This is a genomic window from Nonomuraea sp. NPDC049028 (genome assembly GCF_043197735.1).
Classification (GTDB): Bacteria; Actinomycetota; Actinomycetes; order Streptosporangiales; family Streptosporangiaceae; genus Nonomuraea.
On the sequence record NZ_JBICTR010000011.1, the window covers coordinates 141,453 to 161,311 of the forward strand.

At 68.7% G+C, this 19,859-nt stretch carries 22 protein-coding genes; 9 read left to right on the forward strand and 13 right to left on the reverse strand.

What is annotated here, in order from left to right; genetic code table 11:
• Positions 1-3: 3 nt before the first annotated feature.
• The 3 genes from ACGFJ2_RS39630 to ACGFJ2_RS39640 form a co-directional block, all read right to left on the reverse strand.
• On the reverse strand, positions 4-630 hold the full coding sequence (locus ACGFJ2_RS39630) for a TetR/AcrR family transcriptional regulator (RefSeq protein WP_393477358.1): 627 nt from the start codon (positions 628-630) through the stop codon (positions 4-6).
• A 98-nt stretch (positions 631-728) separates the two neighbouring features.
• The gene (locus ACGFJ2_RS39635; protein ID WP_393477360.1) at positions 729-1,676 is read right to left on the reverse strand and encodes a hypothetical protein; all 948 of its coding nucleotides are present in this window, start codon (positions 1,674-1,676) and stop codon (positions 729-731) included.
• Positions 1,669-2,181, reverse strand: coding sequence for an RNA polymerase sigma factor (locus tag ACGFJ2_RS39640; RefSeq protein ID WP_363993200.1), 513 nt, complete (start codon positions 2,179-2,181; stop codon positions 1,669-1,671). The genes ACGFJ2_RS39635 and ACGFJ2_RS39640 overlap by 8 nt, the downstream gene beginning before the upstream one ends.
• A 38-nt stretch (positions 2,182-2,219) precedes the next feature.
• Between ACGFJ2_RS39640 and ACGFJ2_RS39645 the strand changes: the two genes are divergently transcribed.
• Positions 2,220-2,933: an acetoacetate decarboxylase family protein gene (locus ACGFJ2_RS39645; protein WP_357948963.1), complete on the forward strand. Its 714-nt coding sequence runs from the start codon at positions 2,220-2,222 to the stop codon at positions 2,931-2,933.
• On the opposite strand, the gene ACGFJ2_RS39650 is transcribed toward ACGFJ2_RS39645, so the two are convergent.
• From ACGFJ2_RS39650 to ACGFJ2_RS39680, 7 genes are all read right to left on the reverse strand, one after another.
• A complete protein-coding gene (locus tag ACGFJ2_RS39650; protein ID WP_357948960.1) occupies positions 2,930-3,721 on the reverse strand; it encodes an ATP-binding cassette domain-containing protein in 792 nt (263 codons plus the stop codon). The two genes, ACGFJ2_RS39645 and ACGFJ2_RS39650, sit on opposite strands and share 4 nt — an antisense overlap.
• A gap of 48 nt (positions 3,722-3,769) precedes the next feature.
• Complete coding sequence (locus ACGFJ2_RS39655; RefSeq protein ID WP_357949492.1) at positions 3,770-4,654, reverse strand: glycosyltransferase; 885 nt, start codon at positions 4,652-4,654, stop codon at positions 3,770-3,772.
• A 187-nt stretch (positions 4,655-4,841) separates the two neighbouring features.
• Complete coding sequence (locus tag ACGFJ2_RS39660; protein ID WP_357948958.1) at positions 4,842-5,609, reverse strand: CDP-alcohol phosphatidyltransferase family protein; 768 nt, start codon at positions 5,607-5,609, stop codon at positions 4,842-4,844.
• A complete protein-coding gene (locus tag ACGFJ2_RS39665) occupies positions 5,587-6,627 on the reverse strand; it encodes an iron-containing alcohol dehydrogenase family protein (RefSeq protein ID WP_357949491.1) in 1,041 nt (346 codons plus the stop codon). Before ACGFJ2_RS39665 ends, ACGFJ2_RS39660 begins: the two co-directional genes overlap by 23 nt.
• A gap of 28 nt (positions 6,628-6,655) precedes the next feature.
• Complete coding sequence (locus ACGFJ2_RS39670) at positions 6,656-7,387, reverse strand: phosphocholine cytidylyltransferase family protein (RefSeq protein ID WP_357647960.1); 732 nt, start codon at positions 7,385-7,387, stop codon at positions 6,656-6,658.
• A 79-nt stretch (positions 7,388-7,466) separates the two neighbouring features.
• Positions 7,467-8,090 (reverse strand): DUF5941 domain-containing protein, encoded by a 624-nt coding sequence (locus ACGFJ2_RS39675; protein WP_357948956.1) that lies wholly within the window; start codon positions 8,088-8,090, stop codon positions 7,467-7,469.
• Positions 8,087-9,550 (reverse strand): CDP-alcohol phosphatidyltransferase family protein, encoded by a 1,464-nt coding sequence (locus tag ACGFJ2_RS39680; RefSeq protein ID WP_393477366.1) that lies wholly within the window; start codon positions 9,548-9,550, stop codon positions 8,087-8,089. Before ACGFJ2_RS39680 ends, ACGFJ2_RS39675 begins: the two co-directional genes overlap by 4 nt.
• A 95-nt stretch (positions 9,551-9,645) precedes the next feature.
• On the opposite strand from ACGFJ2_RS39680, the gene ACGFJ2_RS39685 reads away from it, so the two are divergent.
• Positions 9,646-11,037: an SDR family NAD(P)-dependent oxidoreductase gene (locus ACGFJ2_RS39685; protein ID WP_393477368.1), complete on the forward strand. Its 1,392-nt coding sequence runs from the start codon at positions 9,646-9,648 to the stop codon at positions 11,035-11,037.
• A gap of 38 nt (positions 11,038-11,075) precedes the next feature.
• On the opposite strand, the gene ACGFJ2_RS39690 is transcribed toward ACGFJ2_RS39685, so the two are convergent.
• On the reverse strand, positions 11,076-12,092 hold the full coding sequence (locus ACGFJ2_RS39690; protein WP_358179791.1) for a glycosyltransferase family 2 protein: 1,017 nt from the start codon (positions 12,090-12,092) through the stop codon (positions 11,076-11,078).
• A gap of 69 nt (positions 12,093-12,161) precedes the next feature.
• On the opposite strand from ACGFJ2_RS39690, the gene ACGFJ2_RS39695 reads away from it, so the two are divergent.
• The 4 genes from ACGFJ2_RS39695 (at position 12,162) to ACGFJ2_RS39710 (ending at position 15,753) form a co-directional block, all read left to right on the forward strand.
• On the forward strand, positions 12,162-13,604 hold the full coding sequence (locus ACGFJ2_RS39695; RefSeq protein ID WP_393477373.1) for an LCP family protein: 1,443 nt from the start codon (positions 12,162-12,164) through the stop codon (positions 13,602-13,604).
• 34 nt (positions 13,605-13,638) lie between these two features.
• The gene (locus ACGFJ2_RS39700; protein ID WP_357949488.1) at positions 13,639-13,986 is read left to right on the forward strand and encodes an STAS domain-containing protein; all 348 of its coding nucleotides are present in this window, start codon (positions 13,639-13,641) and stop codon (positions 13,984-13,986) included.
• Between the two features lie 100 nt (positions 13,987-14,086).
• Positions 14,087-14,917: a GNAT family N-acetyltransferase gene (locus ACGFJ2_RS39705; RefSeq protein WP_393477376.1), complete on the forward strand. Its 831-nt coding sequence runs from the start codon at positions 14,087-14,089 to the stop codon at positions 14,915-14,917.
• Positions 14,914-15,753: an LLM class flavin-dependent oxidoreductase gene (locus tag ACGFJ2_RS39710; RefSeq protein WP_357948937.1), complete on the forward strand. Its 840-nt coding sequence runs from the start codon at positions 14,914-14,916 to the stop codon at positions 15,751-15,753. The genes ACGFJ2_RS39705 and ACGFJ2_RS39710 overlap by 4 nt, the downstream gene beginning before the upstream one ends.
• A 43-nt stretch (positions 15,754-15,796) precedes the next feature.
• Here ACGFJ2_RS39710 and ACGFJ2_RS39715 read toward each other — a convergent pair whose 3' ends face one another.
• Entirely contained in the window at positions 15,797-16,669 is an 873-nt protein-coding gene (locus ACGFJ2_RS39715) for a hypothetical protein (RefSeq protein WP_357948934.1), read from the reverse strand.
• 114 nt (positions 16,670-16,783) lie between these two features.
• Here ACGFJ2_RS39715 and ACGFJ2_RS39720 point away from each other — a divergent pair, with 114 nt between their 5' ends.
• Positions 16,784-17,542: a hypothetical protein gene (locus tag ACGFJ2_RS39720; protein WP_393477380.1), complete on the forward strand. Its 759-nt coding sequence runs from the start codon at positions 16,784-16,786 to the stop codon at positions 17,540-17,542.
• A 140-nt stretch (positions 17,543-17,682) separates the two neighbouring features.
• Positions 17,683-17,871: a hypothetical protein gene (locus tag ACGFJ2_RS39725; RefSeq protein WP_393477382.1), complete on the forward strand. Its 189-nt coding sequence runs from the start codon at positions 17,683-17,685 to the stop codon at positions 17,869-17,871.
• 73 nt (positions 17,872-17,944) lie between these two features.
• On the opposite strand, the gene ACGFJ2_RS39730 is transcribed toward ACGFJ2_RS39725, so the two are convergent.
• A complete protein-coding gene (locus ACGFJ2_RS39730) occupies positions 17,945-19,114 on the reverse strand; it encodes an ATP-binding protein (protein ID WP_393477385.1) in 1,170 nt (389 codons plus the stop codon).
• 36 nt (positions 19,115-19,150) lie between these two features.
• Between ACGFJ2_RS39730 and ACGFJ2_RS39735 the strand changes: the two genes are divergently transcribed.
• Positions 19,151-19,852 carry a TetR/AcrR family transcriptional regulator gene (locus ACGFJ2_RS39735; RefSeq protein ID WP_357948922.1) on the forward strand — a complete coding sequence of 234 codons (702 nt, stop codon included), beginning with the start codon at positions 19,151-19,153 and terminating at the stop codon, positions 19,850-19,852.
• Positions 19,853-19,859 lie beyond the last annotated feature (7 nt).

Genomic DNA, 19,859 nt, shown 5'->3' on the forward strand with positions numbered 1-19,859 from the left:
TGATCACTCTGCGGCGGAACCACTCGGCGCGTCGACTGCTGATGGCGCGTTGCCGCGCAGGATGAACGCGATCGTGTCGCCCAGGCTCCGCTCGATCTGCTCGGCCGGAATCGCGCCGCTCACCGCCACCGTGCCGAAGCCCTGCAGCGTGGCGATGACCGGCAGGCTGACGCGATCCACCGGCCCCGCGCGGACCTCGCCCCGGCGCTGTCCGTGCTCGATCAACTCCATGGTCAGGGTCTCCAGGCGCTGCTTGGCCGCGATCAGCTGCTCGGAGGCGGCGGTGTCGTGCTTGACGGAGTACATCAGGTCGAGGAGGGCCGCGTTGGCGGTGGCGAAGCCCACGTAGGCGCCCGCGATGGCGGCCAGCCGGTCGGCGAAGGAGTCGTCGGCCCGTTCCAGTGCCCCGGTCATCGCGGTCGCCAGCCGCTCGTGCCCCTCCATCGCCAGCGCGTCCAGCAGGGCCTGCTTGCTGGTGAAATGGCGGCTCGGCGCGGCCGGACTGACCCCGGCCTCACGGGCCAGCTCGCGTAGTGACAGCGCCCCCGGCCCCTTCGCACGCAGCGTCTGCTCGGCGCGGGTCAGCAGTGCGGCGCGGAGGTCTCCGTGGTGGTAAGGCCGGGTCTTCATGCTCTTCAGCCTAGCCCTGAGTGAGCGACGTTCACATTGTTATCACTGCATACATTGGGGTGTGGCGAAGACATCCGGCTGGAACGCGCTGCCTCCGTCTAGGGCCGTTCGAGGTCGTAGGTGACGTCCGCCAGGCGGATCGTCTGGACCAGCGGGTCCTCGATGATCTTCCGCAGCTCGCCGATCGTGGCCAGCGAGTCCACATAGGCGTAGGCCAGACCGTCGTTCGCGGCTTTGCGGAGGCGGGCCAGGCTCAGGTCGAAGTCGTGCAGGTTGTCGTCGTCGTAGTCCTTGAGGATGCCCACCCAGCGGCGGAAATTCGCGAGGTCCATCTTGATCGCCTCGTCGGGCAGGATCTGGTGATCCTTCTTGGTCGTCAGTTCGGGCATCGGGGCTCTGTCCCACGTCGTCATCCCGCCCCACGTGATGGGAATCGAACTGGGGCGCCGCTCATACACCACCTTGTCGACGGAGCCCCGGTATCTGGCGGTGAAGGCGCTGAGTTCATCGGCGGTAAGTGGCTTGGCGAATTCGATCACGGCCAGCGCATTGAGCCGCTCGGGCAGCCTGGCGAGGACCTTGCGGCTGTCGTCCTTGCGCTGGCTACCGGTGCTCACGTTGGCCAGGGCTCTGCTGAGGGTGGTGTTGGCGCCGTTGCCGAGCGGCAGCCTGCCCACGTGGCCGAAGAAGTCCTGGGTGATGATGTGCTCCGCGCCTCCGTAGCCGGCGACGAACCCGCCGGTGGCCCGCACCGGGTTGACGGAAACGGTGAACGACATCGACAGCGGCGTGGTGGCGCCCGTTTCCCGGACTTCGATGTCATAGCCGGGGTTGTAGATCTTGAAGGCGGTGCCGAGCACGTCCGTCATGCGCATTTCCCGGTCGCCGCGCCGCTGGATCAGGCTGGAGCCGACCGTCGCCCCCAGGACGAGCACGACCAGCGCCGCCAGGACCATCGTGGCCGTACGCGTGAGGCCCCGCCGCACGGCCCGGCGGGTCGCCTTCCGGTCGAAGTCGGGCATGGGCAGCAGATCTTCGTCAGTCATGGGGAACTCCGTAGATATCGGCGAAGGCGGCTCTGGCCCGCCACACGGCGGTCTTGATCGTGGCGTGCTTCTTGCCGGTCATCGCGGCCACCTCGACCAGCGAGAAGCCCTCGAAGTAGACCAGCGCGAGGAGCCTGCGGTGCTGCTCGGGCAGCCTCTCCAGGGCGTCGCGCACGGCCAGCGACTCGGCGTGCAGCGCGGGCACGCCGAGCTCGTCGGGGTCGGGCAGGGCCAGCTCGCGGCGGTGGCGCCGGACATGGTCGACCAGGACGTTGCGGGCGATGGTGAGCAGCCAGGCGGCCGCGTTCTCGCCGCGCCAGCCGAGCAGCGCCCGGGTCGCCTTGACGAATGTCTCCTGGGCCAGGTCTTCCGCGAGGTGGGGGTCACGGGTGCGGCGTAACAGGAACCCGCACACGAGCGCCCAGTGCTCTCGGTACAGCTCCTCGATGATGATGCCCTCCGCGTTCTTGCGATTGTCACAACAGAGCAGACGCGATCGGGGCAGGAATGGTCACACGGCTTTCCGGTTGATGTACTGGACTCATGTCTTCGCATCTGATCCAGGGCCGCACGGTGAGCATGCCCGTCCAGGTGAGAGACGCCACGGTCTGCAGCGTCATGTATCCCGTACGGGCCGACGCCGCCAGGGCGGTGATCGCCTACTCGGGGCTGGACGTGGCCGAGGTGTTCCCGGGCAAGGCCATCTGCGTGCTGGTGTTCGTCGATTACCGGGAGAGCGATCTGGACGCCTACCACGAGGTCGGCGTGGCGTTCCTGGTGCGTCCGCCGGGCGTGGCGCAATCGGTCGGGCTGGGCGATCTGCGGCGGGCCGGGGTGTTCATCCACTGGCTACCGGTCGATCAGGAGTTCACCTTGGACGCGGGCCGCCGCATCTGGGGCTTTCCGAAGGAGCTGGCCGACATCGACCTGCGGCTCGACTCGGCGTACAAACGCTGCGTCCTGCGCAGGGACGGGCGGCTGGTGCTCGACCTGCTGCTCAGACCGGGCCTGCCCGCGCCGGGCGCGGGCGCGCTGGTGCCGCTGGACGCCTTCACGCATCGGGAGGGCGTGACGCGGCGCGTCCCGTGGTCGGTGACGGCCCGGGGCGTCCGCGTACGGCCCGGCGGCGCGCTGATCCGCCTGGGCAACCACCCGATCGCCAAGGAGCTGAGCGAGCTCGGCCTGCCGAAGCGCCCCCTGCTCACCACCACGGTCGCCCACGCCGCCATGACCTTCGGCGACGCGATGGCCATCTAGGCCCGGGCGCTCCACCGTCCGTCGACGCGGCTGATCCGCACCGGGTGGTCGAAGCACTTGCTCACCAGGTCGGTGGTCAGCACCTCGTCCACCGGCCCCGACGCCATGCACTCGCCCTCCCGCAGCAGCAGCGCGTGGGTGGTGCTGGCGGGCAACTCCTCCAGATGGTGGGTCACCAGTACGGTGGCCAGCGCCGGGTGCTCCCGGCGCAGCACGTCAAGGCTGGCGAGCAGTTGCTCTCGGGCGGCCAGGTCCAGCCCCGTGGCGGGCTCGTCGAGCAGCAGCAGCCGCGGCCTGGGCATGAGAGCGCGCGCGATCAGCGCCCGGCCCCGCTCGCCCTGGGACAGGTACGGCCAGTGTGCCTCGGCCTTGCGCGCCATCCCCATCATCCCGATCAGCCGCAGGGCCTGCTCCTCCTGCTCGGCGGTGGGCTGCCAGCGAGGGACGAGCTCGATGGTGTTGGTGGCCCCGGTCAGCACGAGGTCGCGCACCCTGAGATTGGACTCCAGCGAATGGCGTGGATTGACGTGTCCCAGGAAGGAGCGGAGCTCGCGCATGTCGACCCGGCCGAGCCGATGCCCCAGGACCTCGACAACACCTCGCGTGGGGTGCTTCACCGCCCCCAGGAGGTCGAGCAGCGTACTCTTCCCGGCCCCATTGGGCCCCAGCAGGGCCCAATGCTCGCCCGGCCCGACCGTCAGAGAGATCGAGCGCAACAGGGAGGTGCCATCACGCACCACATCAACCTCGACGGCACGCAGAACGGGCCCACCGGCAACAGGATCCATCTACGCAGGCTATCAACAGTCATCAGATGTCTGAGGACTGACCGGTCCTCAGACGATCGGCGGGCGGCCCAGCTTCACCATGCGCCACGCGGTACGCCAGGCCATCGGGCGGCGCTCGCCGGCCGGTGTCCGCAGTCCCTCGAAGAACCCGGTGAACCACGCCTTGATCGCCACCCCGGATCGGCGCTCCCTGATCAGCGTCAGCACCACCCAGTCGAGCAGGTAGAGCGCCGCCAGCGGCCACGGCAGGTTGCGCCGCGCCAGCCAGACCCGGTTGCGCGCGTTGAGCCGATAGAACTCGGCGTGGCGCGTCGGCGGGACCTGCGGGTGGTACATGACCGTCTCGGCGTCGTACTCGATCCGGTAGCCCTCACCCAGCAGCCGCCAGGCCAGGTCGGTCTCCTCGTGAGCGTAGAAGAACTGCTCCGGCAGGCCGCCCACCTGGAGGAAGGCCGAGCGGCGGATCGCCGAGGCGCCCCCGAGGAAGGTGGTGACCGGCGAGGATCGTTCGGGGTCGCCCGCGCGCAGGCGCGGGACGTGGCGCCGCTGGCCGATGCCGCCTTCGGGGTCCATCACCCGGAAGGAGATGACCGCGAGGTCGGGCTCGGTGGCGAAGCGGTCACGGACGTGGGAGACGACCTTCTGGTTGGCGTACCAGCCGTCGTCGTCGAGGAACAGCACGACATCACCGGAGCACTCCTCGACGCCGCGGTTGCGGCCGGCCGGGATGCCGGTGTTGCGTTCGAGCCGGACCGTCTTCACGGTCGCGGACGAGCCCACGGGTGGCGTCGCCGACACCTCGGGCACGTCGGCGCCGTTGCCCACGATCACCACCTCGACGTCGCCGTCGATCTGGTGCAGCGCGGACTCGACCGCCCGGTTCAGCTCCGCGACCCGGTTGCCCATGGTGAGGATGACGCACGATATCTTCAACGGGTCATCGTCCTGACGCGTCGAGAACACGGGCGGAGCATTCTTTCATGATCACCGAGTCTGCTGGTATGCATATTTCCTGATATTGGTGGAGCCAAGCGTATCGGAACCGAAGGTGAACCCCCGCCAAACTGCGGACGTCCGATCAATACGACGAGCGAGGGGCCTCGCCGGTTCCGATGTGTGCTCACGCAAGCCGCCTCGATGCCAGGATGCTGACCAGGTGCAGGACGGTCTGCAGGACCGCGGCCACGAAACAGGCGATGAGCAAAACGCGCGAGGCGAGTAGATCGCCCGCGACGGCGTCGATCACCGCGGCTACGACCGCGAGCATGGACAGCTCGATCGGCTGCACGATCCGGTGGAACTTCGTCGCCCCCACCACCCGCCGGGCCAGGCCCAGCAGCCCGGACCGCAACTCCCCCGCGGACGCCTCGGTGGCGGTCGGCAGACCCCCCTTGGCTCTGGCCACGTCCACGAGGTCGGTCTCGGCCTTGATGAGGATCGCGCCGAGCGCGGCGGCGACGCCGAGCACGGTGTACCAGTCGGGCAGCACGGCCGACGTCCGCCAGCCCAGCCCGATCAGCAGCGCGGCCTCGGTGAAGTAGGCGCCGACGCGGTCGAGGTAGACGCCGACCAGCGAGGTGCGGCCCGTCCAGCGGGCCAGCTCACCGTCGGAGCAGTCCAGCAGCAGATAGACCTGTACGAGCAGAGCGGCGCCCACGGCGGCCCACAGCCCCGGCAGAGCCAGTACGACCCCGGCCACGATCCCGGCCAGCGTCATCACCCAGGTGAGCTGGTTGGGCGTGATGGAGGTCTTGGCCGTCAGCCAGGTGACGTAGATGGACAGCCGGCGCATGTAGAGCACGCCGGCCCAATGCTCACCGTTTCTGCGCTCGAGGTGTCCGGCGGGCTGGGCGACCCGCCGGATCTCAGCGACCGAAGGCCCGGACATAGTCCCCCACCCGATCGCGGACCTCGGACTCCGACATGCGCAGGTGCTCCAGGATCGTGTAGCGGCCGGGACGGGTGGCAGGTGCCAGCGTGACGGCCTCGGCGAACTGCTCGCCGCTCAGGCCGATGTCGGCCGGGACGACGGGCAGCTCATGCTGTCGCAGGCAGTCAGTGACCTGCTTGAGCCGGGCGGCGTCCTCCCTGAGGAAGAAGCAGAAGGCGGCACCGATCCCGGCGAGCTCGCCGTGATTGGAGGTGCCGGGGAAGAGCTGATCCACGGCATGAAGGATCTCATGGTCTCCACCACTCGCGGGCCGAGACGACCCGGCGATGACCATCGACATGCCCGACAGAATCAGCGATTCGGCCAGAACCGTCAGGAAGGCATCGGACTCGATGGAGTCGGTCCGGCCGACCAGCGCCTCGGCCGCCATGCGGGCCATCGAGCAGGCCAGCCCGTCGATGGGCTCGCCGCGCTCCACGTTGCCGAGCTGCCAGTCGTCGATGGCCGACAGGTTGCTGACCACGTCGCCGACCCCCGAGCGGACCAGCGACTCGGGAGCGCTGTGCACGAAGTCGAGGTCGACCAGGACCGCCAGCGGCATCGGCACGCCGAACGTGCCCTTGCCGCCCTCGTACACCAGCGAGGCCGTGGGCGAGCAGATGCCGTCGTGGGAGAGGTTCGTGGCCACGGCGACCATCGGGATGCCCGCCAGCGAGGCGGCGTATTTGGTCGCGTCGATGGTCCTGCCGCCGCCGACGCCGACGACCACCTCGTAGGCGCCCTTGCGCAGGTCGGCGCCGAGCGAGACGGCCGCGTCGACCGAGCCGTCGGACACCCTGAACACCTCGGCCTCGCCGAGCGTGGGCGCGATCAGGCCCTCGATGTGGTCGCCCTGACCGGGGCCCACGGCGACGGCGACCCGGCCGGAGGTCGCCACCCGGGTGTCGGCCAGTAATGCGCCGAGCTCCGCCACCGCGCCCCGCCTGACCATGATGGCCAGGGGCGCGGGCAGCATCCGCGCTAGAAGCGGCATGCCCGCCTCCTCAGTAGCGAACGGCTATGGTACGAGCCTTGGCCAGGTCGTCGTGGTTGTCCACCTCGACCCAGTCGACCTCTCCGATGGGCGCGACGTGGATCCGCTCGCCGCGCGCCACCATCTCCTGGTAGCCGTCCTCGTAGTAGAGCTGCGGATCGCGCTCGAAGGTGGCCTGCAGCGCGTCGGCCAGGCGCTCGGCGGCGCCGGGGCGGATGAGCGTGGCGCCGATGTACTCGCCGTAGGCGGTGGCCGGGTCCATCAGCTTGGTGATCCGCTTGAGGTCGTCGCCGTCGAGGGTGACCTTCATCTCCTCGTCGGCCAGCCGCTTCACGTTGTCGACCGCGAGCAGGATGTCGCTGGTCTCGGGCGCCGACAGCAGCGTCTTCTCGACCGAGACGGGGTGCACGGTGTCGCCGTTGACCAGCAGCGCGCCCTGCGCGAAGTAATCGCGCGCGCACCACAGGGAGTAGGCGTTGTTCCACTCCTCGGCCTTGTCGTTGTGCACAAGGGTGAGCTTGACGCCGTGCCGCTTCTCCAGCTCGTCCTTCCGCTCGTGTACGGCCTGCGCCGCGTAACCGACGACGATCACGACCTCGCGCAGGTCCACCTCGGCGAGGTTGCGCAGCGAGATGTCCATGATCGTGGTCTCACCGTCGACCGGCACCAATGCCTTCGGCAGCGTGTCGGTGTACGGTCGCAGGCGTCGTCCGGCTCCAGCGGCCAGCACCATTCCCAGCAACGTGCACTCCTCAGTCGAGCATCTACTCCGTAGGACCCAAAGGTTAGTTGGCTTTTGGCCCTCACCGGGTAATCGACCGTTAGTCTCGCGTTTCCGTAGCGGTCGCGGCCACCCCCGAGGGAGAGGTGGCGAGCCAGCAGGTGAGGCTCTCCCACCCGAACAGAACCCACAGATACGCGGCGAGCAGCACGAACCCGCCGGTCACCACGCCCACGATCGCCGCCAGTGAGATCACGATCATCCGCCCCTCCCAGCCCAGCCCGTACGTGCTCAGCCACGGCGGCGGATAGGCGCGCTGGCGCAGGCGATAGATCAGGTCGTAGTGGTGGAAGGCCAGCGCGCCGAGCAGCACGAAGATCAGCACCGGTGGCACGTCGTGGGCGAAGCCGCAGGCCGCGATGAAGGTGTATTCGATCAACCGCAGGATCGGCGGCACCAGCCAGTCGATGCGGCCGTCATGCGGATGGGAGCTGCCCGGCCCGGCCAGCAGCAGCGTCACGGCCGGCGCGAAGACCGCCAGCCCGTCGGACCCCGCCACGCCGATCAGCAGCAGCACGCCGATCACGAACGCCCCGGCGATCAGCGGGGGCAGCGGCGGGAGCTGCCCGGACACGAGCGCGCCCATGCCGCGCGACAGCGGCCCGTCGTCGCGGTAGGCCACGACGTTGCTGCTCGGCACGGGTGTCATCTGCACCGAGGTCATCGCGCGGACCTCGCGATCCGGCCGAGGAGCAGGTAGACGGTCGCCACGCCGCCCCAGCCGAGGAGCGCGACGAAGGTGACCCGGGCGTTGTACACGCCGGCGGTGATCGCGATCAGCGCCATCCGCTCCCCGATCGGCAACACGATCGCTTTCTTCATCCACCGGAGGACCTTCTCTCGCTCCATGCGGTGTGCCAGGCGGAGGACTCCCGGCTTGGGTACGCCGTGATGCTCTCCCTCGGCCGAGTTGAGCAGCGAGCTCACCGGCTTGGCACCCAGGGCGCCGGCCCGGTTCGCGTCGGCCACCCCGCCCGCGAAGGAGTAGTTGATCGAATGCCGTACCGTCTGCAGGATCATCGCGGCGACGGCGAGATACCAGATGCCGTCAGGGCCGCCCTCGCTCAGCGGCAGCCCGGCGGCGTAGCCGAAGGCGAGCCCCACATAGACGACATACTCCTTCAGCCGGTCGGCCATGCTGTCGAGCCACGCGCCCAGCGGCGTGAAGGCGCGGGTGTAGCGGGCCAGCTGGCCGTCGAGGCAGTCGCAGGCGAACGACAGGTAGAGCAGCCCGGCCCCGGCGAGCTGCGCCCCGCGGTTGCCCGCCCCGAACCAGACCGCCGACAGCACGGCCAGGCCGATCGAGATGCCGGTGACGGCGTTCGGCGTGAGCTTCAGCCGGGCGGCGGGGCGGATGAGATGGCGAGTCCAGGACGAGACGAGGTAGGTGCTGACGAAGCCGTCGTCCGCCTTGACCGACGTGTCGAGGCGTACCTGGGACTCGTCGACGTCGGCGAGCCTGCTGACCGCGGTGTCCGCCGAGACCTGGCCGGTCACCCGGTCGCAGTGCAGCTGCCCGATCCCGGCGGCGCGTACCTTCACCCCCGATCTGACCAGGCCCACCAGCAGCAGGTCGACCGCCTCGACGGTGGTGACCGGGCCGAGCTTGCCGGTCTCGGCCAGGTCGGCCAGCTCCTCGGCGACGTCGGCCAGCGCGATCAGGTCGGCCTGACCGGCCTGGAGCACGCCGCGGAAGGTGGCGTTGGCCTCGGGCACGAGGTGGAAGGAGCTGCCGGCCGCGACGATCTTGCCGCCCTCGACCCGCACCGGCGGCCGCATCGGCGCGGCCGTGGCGTCGTAGGAGACCAGGGCGCTCGTGTCGCGCTTGGGATGCTCCAGGAGCAGCGAGAGTGCCTCGGTGTGGGTGACGAGGTCGGCGGGCAGCACGGCCAGCGTCCCCGGCGCGGCGCGCGCGAGCTTGGCCACGCCGCGCAGGTCGGTGCTGAGGCCGCCGAGCCCGTCATTCGGCGACACCACCTGGACGTCGAGGACGGACAGCTCGGCCAGCTGGCCGTTGAGCCGGTCGAGCAGCGTGCCGTCGGCACAGGACAGTCTGCAGGCGGGCGTCGTGGCGAGCAGCACCACCGAGGTGGTCGTACTCTCGCGGATCAGTGAATCGGTCACGGCGCAGGTCTCCTCCCGGTCGCGAGGGAGTGCGTGGACACAGCGTAGCGACAGGGCAACGCGATATCACGGAACCGGACCGTTACGCTCCCCCTATGGAATCTCGGCTGCGCTCCGTAGGGGTGGTCCTGGCAGGTGGCGTGGGTCAGCGTGTCGGCCTCAACACCCCCAAGCAGCTCATCAAGATCGCCGGTAGGACGATCCTGGAGCACACGCTCGCCCTGTTCAACGGCTCGCCCGACATCGACGAGGTCGTGGTGCTGATGGCTCCGGGCTTCGCCGACACGGTCAAGGAGATCGTGGAAAGGGGCGGTTTCGACAAGGTCAGTCAGATCGTCGAGGGCGGTGCGAGCCGCCCTGAGAGCACGTGGCGCGCGCTCAAGGCCCTGGGCCCGAGGGAGTGCAACGTGCTTCTGCACGACGCTGTACGGCCCCTCCTGGAGCCCCGGATCATCACGGAGTGTGTCAGGGCCCTGCAGACGCATTCGGCCGTGGGCGTGGCGATCCCGAGCTCCGACACCGTCGTGGTGGCCGCCCCTGGGCCTCATGGCGAGACCATCCACGACGTTCCCGACCGATCCCGGCTGCGGCGCGTCCAGACGCCGCAGTGCTTCCGCCTGTCGCTGATCCGCGAGGCGTACGAGCGGGCCTTCGCCGACCCCGACTTCGACCGGCGGCCGGCCACCGACGACTGCGGCGTGCTGCTGCGCTACCTGCCCGACATCCCGATCCACATCGTGCCGGGCAACGAGAGCAACATGAAGATCACCCATCCGGTCGACGTGTACATCGCCGACAAGCTCCTCCAACTGGCCGCCACCAGCGCGCCCGTTCCCGACCCGAGGGACTACCGGGAGGCGCTCGACGGCCGGACCATGGTGGTCTTCGGCGGCGGCTACGGCATCGGCGCCGACGTCGTCGAGCTGGCCACCGGCCACGGCGCCCGCGTGCACTCCTTCTCGCGTACCCAGAACGGCGTGCGGGTGGAGGACTACGACCAGGTGGCCAAGGCGCTGGCACAGGTGGGCCGGATCGACTACGTGGTCAACACCGCGGACGTGCTGCACATGGGCAAACTCGCCGAGGTCACCGACGAGACCATCGCCGAGACGGTGGGCGTCAACTACCTGGGCCCGGTCAACGTGGCCCGCGCCGCCTACCCGTACCTGCGCGAGAGCGCGGGCCGCCTGCTGCTCTACGCCTCTTCCAGTTACACCAGGGGCCGGGCCGACTACAGCCTCTACTCCTCGACGAAGGCCGCCGTCGTCAACCTCACGCAGGCGCTCGCCGACGAATGGGCCCCCGAGGGCATCCGGGTCAACTGCGTCAACCCCGAGCGCACCGGCACACCCACGCGCGAGCGCGCGTTCGGCGAAGAGCCTCCGCACACCCTGCTCTCACCGCGCGCGGTCGCCCAGACCTCGCTGGACGTGCTCATCTCCGACCTGACCGGGCAAGTGATAGACGTGCGCCTGAACGACGCCTGACCCGCTCAGGCCGGAGTTTCCGGAGGGGATGACCAGGTTCAGCGCGGCGGTCGAGCGAGTCTGCGCGGGCTCGTGAGGAAGCCCCAGCCCCAGGACATGTGCATGGCGGCGTACACGATCGGCAGTCTGGCCTTCACCGCCCCCGGCAGCCCGCTGCCGGTCAGGACGGACCCGGCCACGATCGCGACGGCGTAGCCGCCGGGCGCGATCAGCGCGAGGGGGAAGAACGGCGAGACGAGCAGGCCGAGCAGGATCGCCAGCACCGCGGCGGGGGGCGCCAGGTAGCGCAGGTTGATCGTGCCCTCGTGGGTGCGCGAAACCACCCGGCGCCAGCGCCCGTAGTGGAAGTACTGCTTGGCCAGCGCCTTCACATTGGGACGGGGGCGGTAGGAGACCCGCATGCGCGGCTGGAACCAGACCAGCCCGCCGGTCTGGCGGATGCGGTGGTTCATCTCCCAGTCCTGGGCCCGCTGGAAGTGCTCGTCGTAGCCGCCGACCCGGTCGAGCGCCGCGCGCCTGAACACCCCCAGGTAGACGGTGTCGGCGGGGCCCGCCGTGCCGCCCACATGGAAGGCGGCCGCGCCCACGCCGATCTTGGAGGTCATCGCGCACGCGACGGCCTTCTCGAACGGCGTGATGCCCTCGGCCGCCATGACGCCGCCGACGTTGTCGGCGCCGGTCTCCCTCAGCGTCTCCACGGCGACGCGCAGGTAGTCGGAGGGCAGCATGGCGTGCCCGTCGACCCTGGCGATGATGCCGTTGCGGGAGGCGCCGATGGCGGCGTTGAGCGCGTTGGGCGTGCGACCTGTGGGGTTGGGCACCACGGTCACCCGCCGGTCGGCCGCCGCGATGGCGTCGGCGACCTCTTGGGTACGGTCATGTGAGGGCCCCACGGCGAGAACGACTTCGATCTCACCTGGGTAGCTCTGGGCGAGGACCATGTCTACGGCCTCGCGTAGATGCCGCTCCTCATTGAGGACCGGCATGACGACGGAGATGGGCGGCCAGCCGTGCGTCTCCGCTGGCGCGTGCGGCGAGTCGGGGAACTGCTTCATGGCGGGGCTCACGCTACTGTACGAGCAGGGGAGGACGGCAATCCCGCGGTGGCACGAGGGGGGCAGGGCATGCGCGACCCGGGCGAGGAGGACGCTGGAGTACACGTGGGCGGCGACGCCTACGGTGGCGTCAAGCTCGTGGGCAGGCGCACGCGCAGGCCGCTCAAGAGCGCCAAGGCCCGGCGCCGGAATCTGATCCTCTCGGGTGTGCTGTCCGTGGGCGTCCTGGCCGGCACCGGCGTGGTGTGGGCGGCGCCGACGCGGATCGGCACGGTCGACGCGGGCGTGACCGAGGCGGCCCCCCGCGGCGCCATGAACATCCTGCTCGTCGGCGTCGACAAGCGCGACGACCTCACCCGCAAGCAGCAGAACGAGCTCAAGCTGGGCCGCGAATCGGGCCAGCGCACCGACACCATGATGGTGATCCACCTGTCGGAGGACCACAGCAGGGTCACCGTGGTGAGCCTGCCGCGCGACACCTGGCTGACCATCCCCGGCAAGGGCGATCACAAGATCAACTCGGCCTACCAGTTCGGCGGCCCCAAGCTCGCGCGCCAGACCGTCGAGCAGGCCACCGGGCTGCGGATCAACCGCTACATCGAGGTCAACGTCCTCGGCTTCATCAACGTGGTCGACTCCCTCGGCGGCGTCACCGTCTGCACGCCCGTGCCCATCAAGGACCCCAAGGCCGGGCTCGACCTCGCGGCCGGCACCCACGAGTTGAAGGGCGTCCAGGCGCTCGGCTACGCCCGCACCCGCGCCACCGCCCGCTCCGACCTCGACCGCATCGACCGGCAGCAGCAGGTCATCTCGGCGCTGCTGAACCGCGCGCTCAGCGCCAGCACACTGGCGAACCCGGCCCGGCTCAACTCGTTCGTCAACTCCACGCTGAGCACGATCAAGGTCGATCCCGACGACGACCTGATCGGGCTGGCCACCCAGCTCAGGGATGTCTCGCTGGACAACGTGAAGTTCGCCGACGTGCCGCTGGCCAACGTGGACTTCAAGGCGCCGACCGGGGAGTCGGCGGTGCTCTGGGACAAGCAGGCCTCCCGTGACCTGTTCGCCAAGATCAAGGCCGACGAGGACCTGTCCAAGCCCAGCCCCACTCCCAGTTCGTCCGCTTCGTCCTCTGCCAAGCCCACCATTCCGCCGGATCGGATCGCGCTCAAGGTGCTCAACGGCACGCTCATCACCGGCCTCGGCGCCCGCACCAAGACGGCGCTGGTCGCCGCCGGGTTCAACGTCTCCGGCACGCCGGGCAACACCAAGCGCAAGGACTACAAGAAGACGGTCGTACGTTATGGGCCCGGTCGCGAGGACTCGGCCCGCACGGTCGCCGCGGCCATCCCCGGCGCCGATCTCGTCCAGATGAACGAGGACGGCATCGAGGTGATCGTCGGCAGCGACCAGCCGAAGATCAGTAAAGTGAAGACCTCGACCACGCCAAGCGCCAAGCCCACAACAACGCCTGTAACTAAAACGGCGACCCAGAACATATGTAAGAAATAGGCATATCCGCCAGCCGTTCGGGCACGTGACAGCCATGGTGGTCAGGTCGTGGCGAGAGGAACCGCTCACTGTCTTGCATGCCGTCGGAGACCTCGACGTGGCCGGCGCCCCGCGCCTCCAAGCCGCGCTCGACCAGGTGCTGGCCTCCGCCGACCCCCCGAAACTGGTGCTGGATCTGACCGACGTGCCCTTCTGCGACTCCGTGGGGCTGGGTGTGCTGGTGGCCACCCACAACCACGTGCAGCACGCGCACGGCAGGCTCATCCTGGTCCTCGCGCCCGGCATGATCAGTCATCTGCTGACGATCACGAACCTCGACCGGCACTTCGAGACGTGCTCGTCGCTGCTGGAGGCGCGGGCGGCGCTCGGGGCGGCGGCCTGAGATCGAGCATTTGTGGAAGGTGTGCTAAACGATGTTCATGACATTCGGGTTCATGAAATTCGGCGCGCATCTTCCAGCGGTCTCGTAGGGAGCCAGCACGTTGTTCGATCAGTTCCCCGAGCCTGCCCGCAGTCAACTGGCCACGGCCTTCGACGAGGGCAAGACGCGGCCGGAGTGGTGTTTCACGGAGGGCCCGGCGCGGCTGGCGTTCTGGGCGCCCTACCGCGGCGCGGACCCGGTGATCACCTGGCAGTTCGAGCCCGGCCCCGACCCCGACCGCGCCGCCGGCCTGCTGCGCCGCGGCCTGTCGGAGATGGGTCTGGACAAGATCATCCACGATATCTCCCTCAAACCCGGCCTCACCCCGCTCGTCGACCGGGCCGTCGAACACCAGGCGCTCCTCAGCGCCGGGTTCGTGATGGAGGTCGAGCGGCTCATGCTCGAATGGGCGGCCGGGAGTGACGTACCGGTCGATCCGGGCCGGCTGACCTACCGCCCCGCCCGCGGCCTCGGCGCCGCCCCCATACTCGACCTGCTGGTACGCATCTCGGAAGGGTCGCTCGACTACGACACGCAGGTGGAGCTGGCCACGGCCGGTGCCGAGCACGAGGCCCGGTGGATGTACGACGACCTGGTCAACCGCAAGGGCAAGCCCGACTGGTTCGTCGTCGGCTACCTGGGCGATGACCCGGTGGGACTGGTGGCGCCGGACGATCATTCCATCGCCTACATCGGCGTGGTGCCCGAGCACCGGGGCCACGGCTACGTCAACGACCTGCTGGCCAAGGGCACCGCGACGCTGGCCGAGACGGGCGTCGAACGCATCGTGGCGGCCACGGACGTGGGCAACACCCCCACGGCCAACGCGTTCCGGCGCGCGGGCTATGCGGAGGTCGGCCGGCTTTTCCGCTATTACTGGAGGAGATCTTGAAACTTGGTGTCATGTTCGACCGCGCCCTGCCGCCGGAGGAGCTGATCCCCTTCGCCAAGGAGCTGGACGGCACGGCGGTCGACGACCTGTGGGTGGTGGAGGACCTGGGCTGGACCGGCGCCATCTCCTCGGCCGCCACCGCCCTGGCGGCCACGTCCCGCCTGCGCGTGGGCATCGGCATCACCCCCGCTCCCCTGCGCAACCCGATGCTCCTGGCCATGGAGCTGGCCAACCTGGCCCGGCTCCACCCCGGCCGCCTGGCCGCCGGGATCGGTCACGGCGTACGTGACTGGATGCGCCAGGTGGGCGTCGCGCCCCCGTCACCTCTGGCGCTCCTGGAGGAGACGATCACCTCGGTCCGCGGCCTCCTCCGGGGCGAGACGGTGACCCTGCACGGCCGCTCCGTACACCTGGACGGCGTCTCCCTGGTCCATCCGCCCGCCGAACCGCCTCCGGTCCTGGCCGGCGTCCTCGGCCCCCGCTCCCTCGCCCTGTCGGGCCGGGTGGCGCAGGGCACGATCCTCCCGGAGGGCTTCAGCCCCGAACAGCTCCCCACCCTCGTGAGCCACATCGGCGCCCCGGCCGACCACGAGGTGGTGACCTTCATCCACCTGTACATCGGCCCCGACGCGCGGGAGGCGACCTGGGACGTCGCCGTGGGACAGGCCGGTTTCCTCAAGGTACGGCCGGAGGAGGTCGTCATGGCCAGGGGCTCCGCTTCGGAGGCCGCCGACATGGTGCGGCAGATGTGGGCGGCGGGCGCCCAGACGGTGGCGGTACGACCGTTCGGCGCGGATCCGCTGTCACATGTGACGAAGCTCTTGGCGGCCTTGTAGCGCCTATACCGTCAGGATCTTGGGGCCTGGAGGCTTGGGTACGTCAGCTGTTGTCGCCGCCGCTGCCGAACTCCCCCTCCACCCGCCGCACGATCTCCATGCTCCTGGGCAGGTAGGCGGCGTAGAAGTCCTTGCCGCACTCCAGGTCGTCGAGCGCGGCCTTGATCTCCCTGCTCAGGTATTGCCGGGCGGTGCCCACCGGAATGCGCGGCTCGTAGTACTGCCCGGCGGGCAGCCCCTTATCGGGAATGTCATCGTTCAGGGCGATCTGCTGCTTCTGGGCCTCGAACTCCTGGCCGCCCCGCCGGCTCATGTCCACCGGCCTGAGGGAGGCCACCTGGTGTCCCTTGCTCTTGAGGCAGTCGCCCATGGCCGAGGCCAGCCCGACGAGCTTGGGGTCCACGTTGAGGTCGCGGTCCAGCCGCTGGGCGATCAGCTCGTTCTCCTGCTTGGCCCAATCCTCGTCGGACGTGACGACCTTGCCGGTGACCTGCTTGAGCCCCTGTGATCTGCACGCGGTCAGCGCCTTGCCGTAGGCGGCCCGCTGGGCGGGCGACAGCTGATTTTTGATGGCGAAGTTGGGGCTGTCCGACTCGCGCCAAAGAACACGCTTCTCCCTCTGCTCGGGGTGGACGAAGTCGACAAAGACCCCGAAGCCCTGCTCCGTACGCTCCTTCTTCATCGCCTCGTAGTCGCCCAGATTTGCCCTGTCGGCATCCTCGGAGATCTTCACCTCCGGGACCCAGGCGACGTACTTGAAGCCGCGCTGCTTCATGCAGTCCGCCACGACTGTCTGGATCCGCCGGGGCTGGTCGGTCCTACCGCCGCTCACGACGACCGGGGCCACCGGCGGGGCGGCGGCGCAGCCCGCGGCGAGGCCGAGCCCCACGAGAGCCAGAGTGCATCTCTTGATCATGACATGGAAGGATACACCGTTTAACGAAGCATGTGCAGAAGGCGGCCGAACGGCGGATGCCCAATCAGTCGAATGGCCGATGGCGACGCCCGGCCGCCAAGCCACGATCGCTACATGAGGCGAATCACGGCAATACCCAAGGCCCCCCTGACCGCCTTAGCGCTGGCAGGGCTGACCGGACTAATCGCACTGACTGGATGCTCAATAGAACTGGACGCCAAAGAGGTACACACCGTCCAGTCCTTCCCCTACAGCGGCCCCCAGCTCACCATCAAGTCCTCGCTCGGCGGCCTCCGCATCATGCCCAGCACCGGCGCGACCGTGCAGGTGGAACGCTGGCTCCGCGGCAAGGCGAACAACGAGGGCAACGCGTCGTGGTCTCTGAGGGACGGCACCCTCCGCCTGAGCGCCAACTGCACGGTGGTCTTCGGCGACTGCGGCGCCCGCTACCACGTCAAGGTGCCGCCCGGTATGCGCCTCGTCGTAGAGGGGGACGACGACGGCATCATCCTCCAGAACCTCACCCAGGACGTGGACGTCTCGAACGGCGGCTCGATCAAGGCGTACGACACCTCCGGCAAGCTCCGCCTCCTGAGCGACGACGCCACCATCTCCGGCGAACGCCTCAAATCCCCCAACGTCCGCGTCCGCTCGAACACCGGCGCCATCGACCTGTCCTTCGCCACACCCCCGATCAACCTGGACCTCCTGTCCAAGGACGGCTGGGTGACGGCGACCGTACCCGACGGGGCCTACCGGGTCACAACGAAGAGCCAGGACGGACGCGAGCGGTCGGAGATCAAGAGCACGGAGAGCGACCGGACCATCGTCGCGAGAAGCGGCACGGGAGACGTACGGATCCTCGCCAAGTAGGGCCCCCTCCGACCGGCGGGGCTGTGCGCGCGCCAGAGGCGTAAATTGATTTACACTTATTTCAGTAAGTCGATCTATGTTGTTCTCCGTAAACTGGTTTACGCTAACCCTCTGGATCACGCCCAGCAAGAGAGTCACACATGCGCAAACCAGCCGCCATCGTGGGCAGGGACCGCCAGTGGCGGACCATGGAACGCTTCCTGCTGGACAGCATCCCTCGCATCGCCCTGTTCTCCGCCACCGGATTCACTCCCGACCTCGTTGAGGCAGCGGGCTCTCGCCCCGACACGGTGCTCGTGGATCTGAAGCGGCTGTACGGGCTGAGCTGACCTGATTTCGCGTCGGCCACGATCGGGGCCGCCTCGCGAAATAGGCGTCCGAAGCTTGAACAAAGCGCAGACATCAGCCTTGGTAGAGGCGGTCAAGCCCGACAAGCATGATCCGGGAGTCGGCATCGGCAGCCGTCGTCAACTCTCCCGTGAAACCACATCCCCCGTAACAGGCCAGGACAGTGTCACGCGTGTCATAACCCTTCTTATCGAGCAGTGTACGAGCCCTGGCCAGGCGTTCCAGGTGATGGTGGCTTATCACCTCACCCCATTTGACCTCACCGAGCGACAGGATTTTCCGCGGCAGCCCGGGCTCTTGCCCGGCGAGAACCGCGACGTCGATCTCGATCTGGGTCCGCTTCGCGGGATCACCCACCACTCCTGACCCCACCTCAGCCGGAAAGCCGCCGTACAGCGTTTCCCCCGCGCCCAGCGCGAAGTCCCGGCACAGGGATTTAAAGTGCGGACCCACGACCTGAGCGAGGAATGTCTGCCGCACGGACCCCCACACCCTCTCCGCCCGGTGAATCTCCAGTTCCGGCCAGCGCCGCCGCATGATGGCCTCATAGAACGTGATCAGCGGCTCCACAATGCGATAACGGAACCGCCCGGACCTGAACAGGTCGGGCTCGCGCGCGACCAACGCACAATCCTCAAGAACTTTCAGAGGGTGAGTGATCTGATCGGACCTGCGTCCGACGTAATTGGCGATCCCGCCGTTGGTGGTGTTGCCACTGGCGATGGCGGCCAGCACCGAGTGATACAAAGCGGGATCCCGGATATCCGATTCCTCCGCCAGTAGGTATCTCGCCTCGCGGAAGAGCGGAGTCTGCGGATTCAGAACCGTCCTGATGACCCAATCATCGAAATCCGCCAGGCCCGCCGGCACATCTCCCCGCGTGAACTCGTACCGATAAGCCGGCGTCCCACCGAGAATCGTGTGCACGAGTACGGCCAGCCGCGGGTCCGTGATTCCCCAAAACTCGGCGGCGTCCCTATAGCGAAAGGGGTGGATGACGAGTTCGAGACCGGCCCTTCCGCGCAATGGCGCCTGCCCCGCAAGCAGACCGCCCATCACGGACATCGCCGACCCGCAGAGCACCAATCGCGCCTTACTGTCCCGCCCGCTGCCTCCCGGCCCTAGCTCCCGCTGGATGATCGACGGCAGCGCCGGCGAGGTTCGGGACAGGAATGGGAACTCATCGAGTCGGCCACACCGCCTGGACGATGCGTGCACGAACATGTTCGTTACGAACGCGTTCGTGGTACTGTGCTCTTCATGAGCACGAGCGACAGCGCCCAGCAGCCGTCCCGCAGCCGCCGCGAACGCCCGGCCAAACCCGCGTTGACCAGGCAGGGGATCATCGACGCCGCGCTGACGATCATGCGTGACGAGGGTCTGCACAAGGTGACGATGCGCCGTATCGCCATCGCCCTCGACACCGGGCCCGCCTCGCTCTACGTCTACGTCCGCAACACCGAGGACCTGCACGCCCAGATCCTCGACGCCCTGCTCGGCTCGATCACGGTGCCCGCCCCCGATGCCGGGACCTGGCGCGACCGCCTCAAGGCCCTGCTGAACAGCTACCGCGACGTGCTGTTCCAATATCCGGATATCGCCAGGATGGCGCTCTCCACCCAACCCAGCGGCCCCAACTACATGGCACTGGTCGAGGCGGTGCTCGCCCTGCTCGGCGAAGGCGGCGTGACCGGGCGGGCGGCGGCGTGGGGCCTAGATCTCTTGCTGCTGTATCCGACCGCGTCCGCCGTCGAGCACAGCCCGAGATCGGCGGCCCAGGAGGCCGCCGACCTCTCCGCGCTGGGCGAGCAGATCGCCGCCGCGGATCCAGCTCGCTACCCGCACATCGCCGGACTCGGCGACGAGCTCATCTCGGGCGACGGGGCCAGCCGCTCCGACTGGGCGTTCCACGTCCTGGTCGACGGCATCCTCGCCGCCATCCCCCGCACCCCTCACGCATAGGAGCCAG

Coding starts and splice junctions, on each gene's coding strand:
- ACGFJ2_RS39630 (WP_393477358.1), bottom strand. CDS start 630: ATGAAGACCCGGCCTTACCACCACGGAGACCTCCGCGCCGCACTGCTG.
- ACGFJ2_RS39730 (WP_393477385.1), bottom strand. CDS start 19,114: ATGTTCGTGCACGCATCGTCCAGGCGGTGTGGCCGACTCGATGAGTTC.
- ACGFJ2_RS39635 (WP_393477360.1), bottom strand. CDS start 1,676: ATGACTGACGAAGATCTGCTGCCCATGCCCGACTTCGACCGGAAGGCG.
- ACGFJ2_RS39715 (WP_357948934.1), bottom strand. CDS start 16,669: ATGATCAAGAGATGCACTCTGGCTCTCGTGGGGCTCGGCCTCGCCGCG.
- ACGFJ2_RS39720 (WP_393477380.1), top strand. CDS start 16,784: ATGAGGCGAATCACGGCAATACCCAAGGCCCCCCTGACCGCCTTAGCG.
- ACGFJ2_RS39665 (WP_357949491.1), bottom strand. CDS start 6,627: ATGCTGCCCGCGCCCCTGGCCATCATGGTCAGGCGGGGCGCGGTGGCG.
- ACGFJ2_RS39700 (WP_357949488.1), top strand. CDS start 13,639: ATGGTGGTCAGGTCGTGGCGAGAGGAACCGCTCACTGTCTTGCATGCC.
- ACGFJ2_RS39735 (WP_357948922.1), top strand. CDS start 19,151: ATGAGCACGAGCGACAGCGCCCAGCAGCCGTCCCGCAGCCGCCGCGAA.
- ACGFJ2_RS39660 (WP_357948958.1), bottom strand. CDS start 5,609: ATGTCCGGGCCTTCGGTCGCTGAGATCCGGCGGGTCGCCCAGCCCGCC.
- ACGFJ2_RS39725 (WP_393477382.1), top strand. CDS start 17,683: ATGCGCAAACCAGCCGCCATCGTGGGCAGGGACCGCCAGTGGCGGACC.
- ACGFJ2_RS39685 (WP_393477368.1), top strand. CDS start 9,646: ATGGAATCTCGGCTGCGCTCCGTAGGGGTGGTCCTGGCAGGTGGCGTG.
- ACGFJ2_RS39675 (WP_357948956.1), bottom strand. CDS start 8,090: ATGACCTCGGTGCAGATGACACCCGTGCCGAGCAGCAACGTCGTGGCC.
- ACGFJ2_RS39645 (WP_357948963.1), top strand. CDS start 2,220: ATGTCTTCGCATCTGATCCAGGGCCGCACGGTGAGCATGCCCGTCCAG.
- ACGFJ2_RS39690 (WP_358179791.1), bottom strand. CDS start 12,092: ATGAAGCAGTTCCCCGACTCGCCGCACGCGCCAGCGGAGACGCACGGC.
- ACGFJ2_RS39695 (WP_393477373.1), top strand. CDS start 12,162: ATGCGCGACCCGGGCGAGGAGGACGCTGGAGTACACGTGGGCGGCGAC.
- ACGFJ2_RS39650 (WP_357948960.1), bottom strand. CDS start 3,721: ATGGATCCTGTTGCCGGTGGGCCCGTTCTGCGTGCCGTCGAGGTTGAT.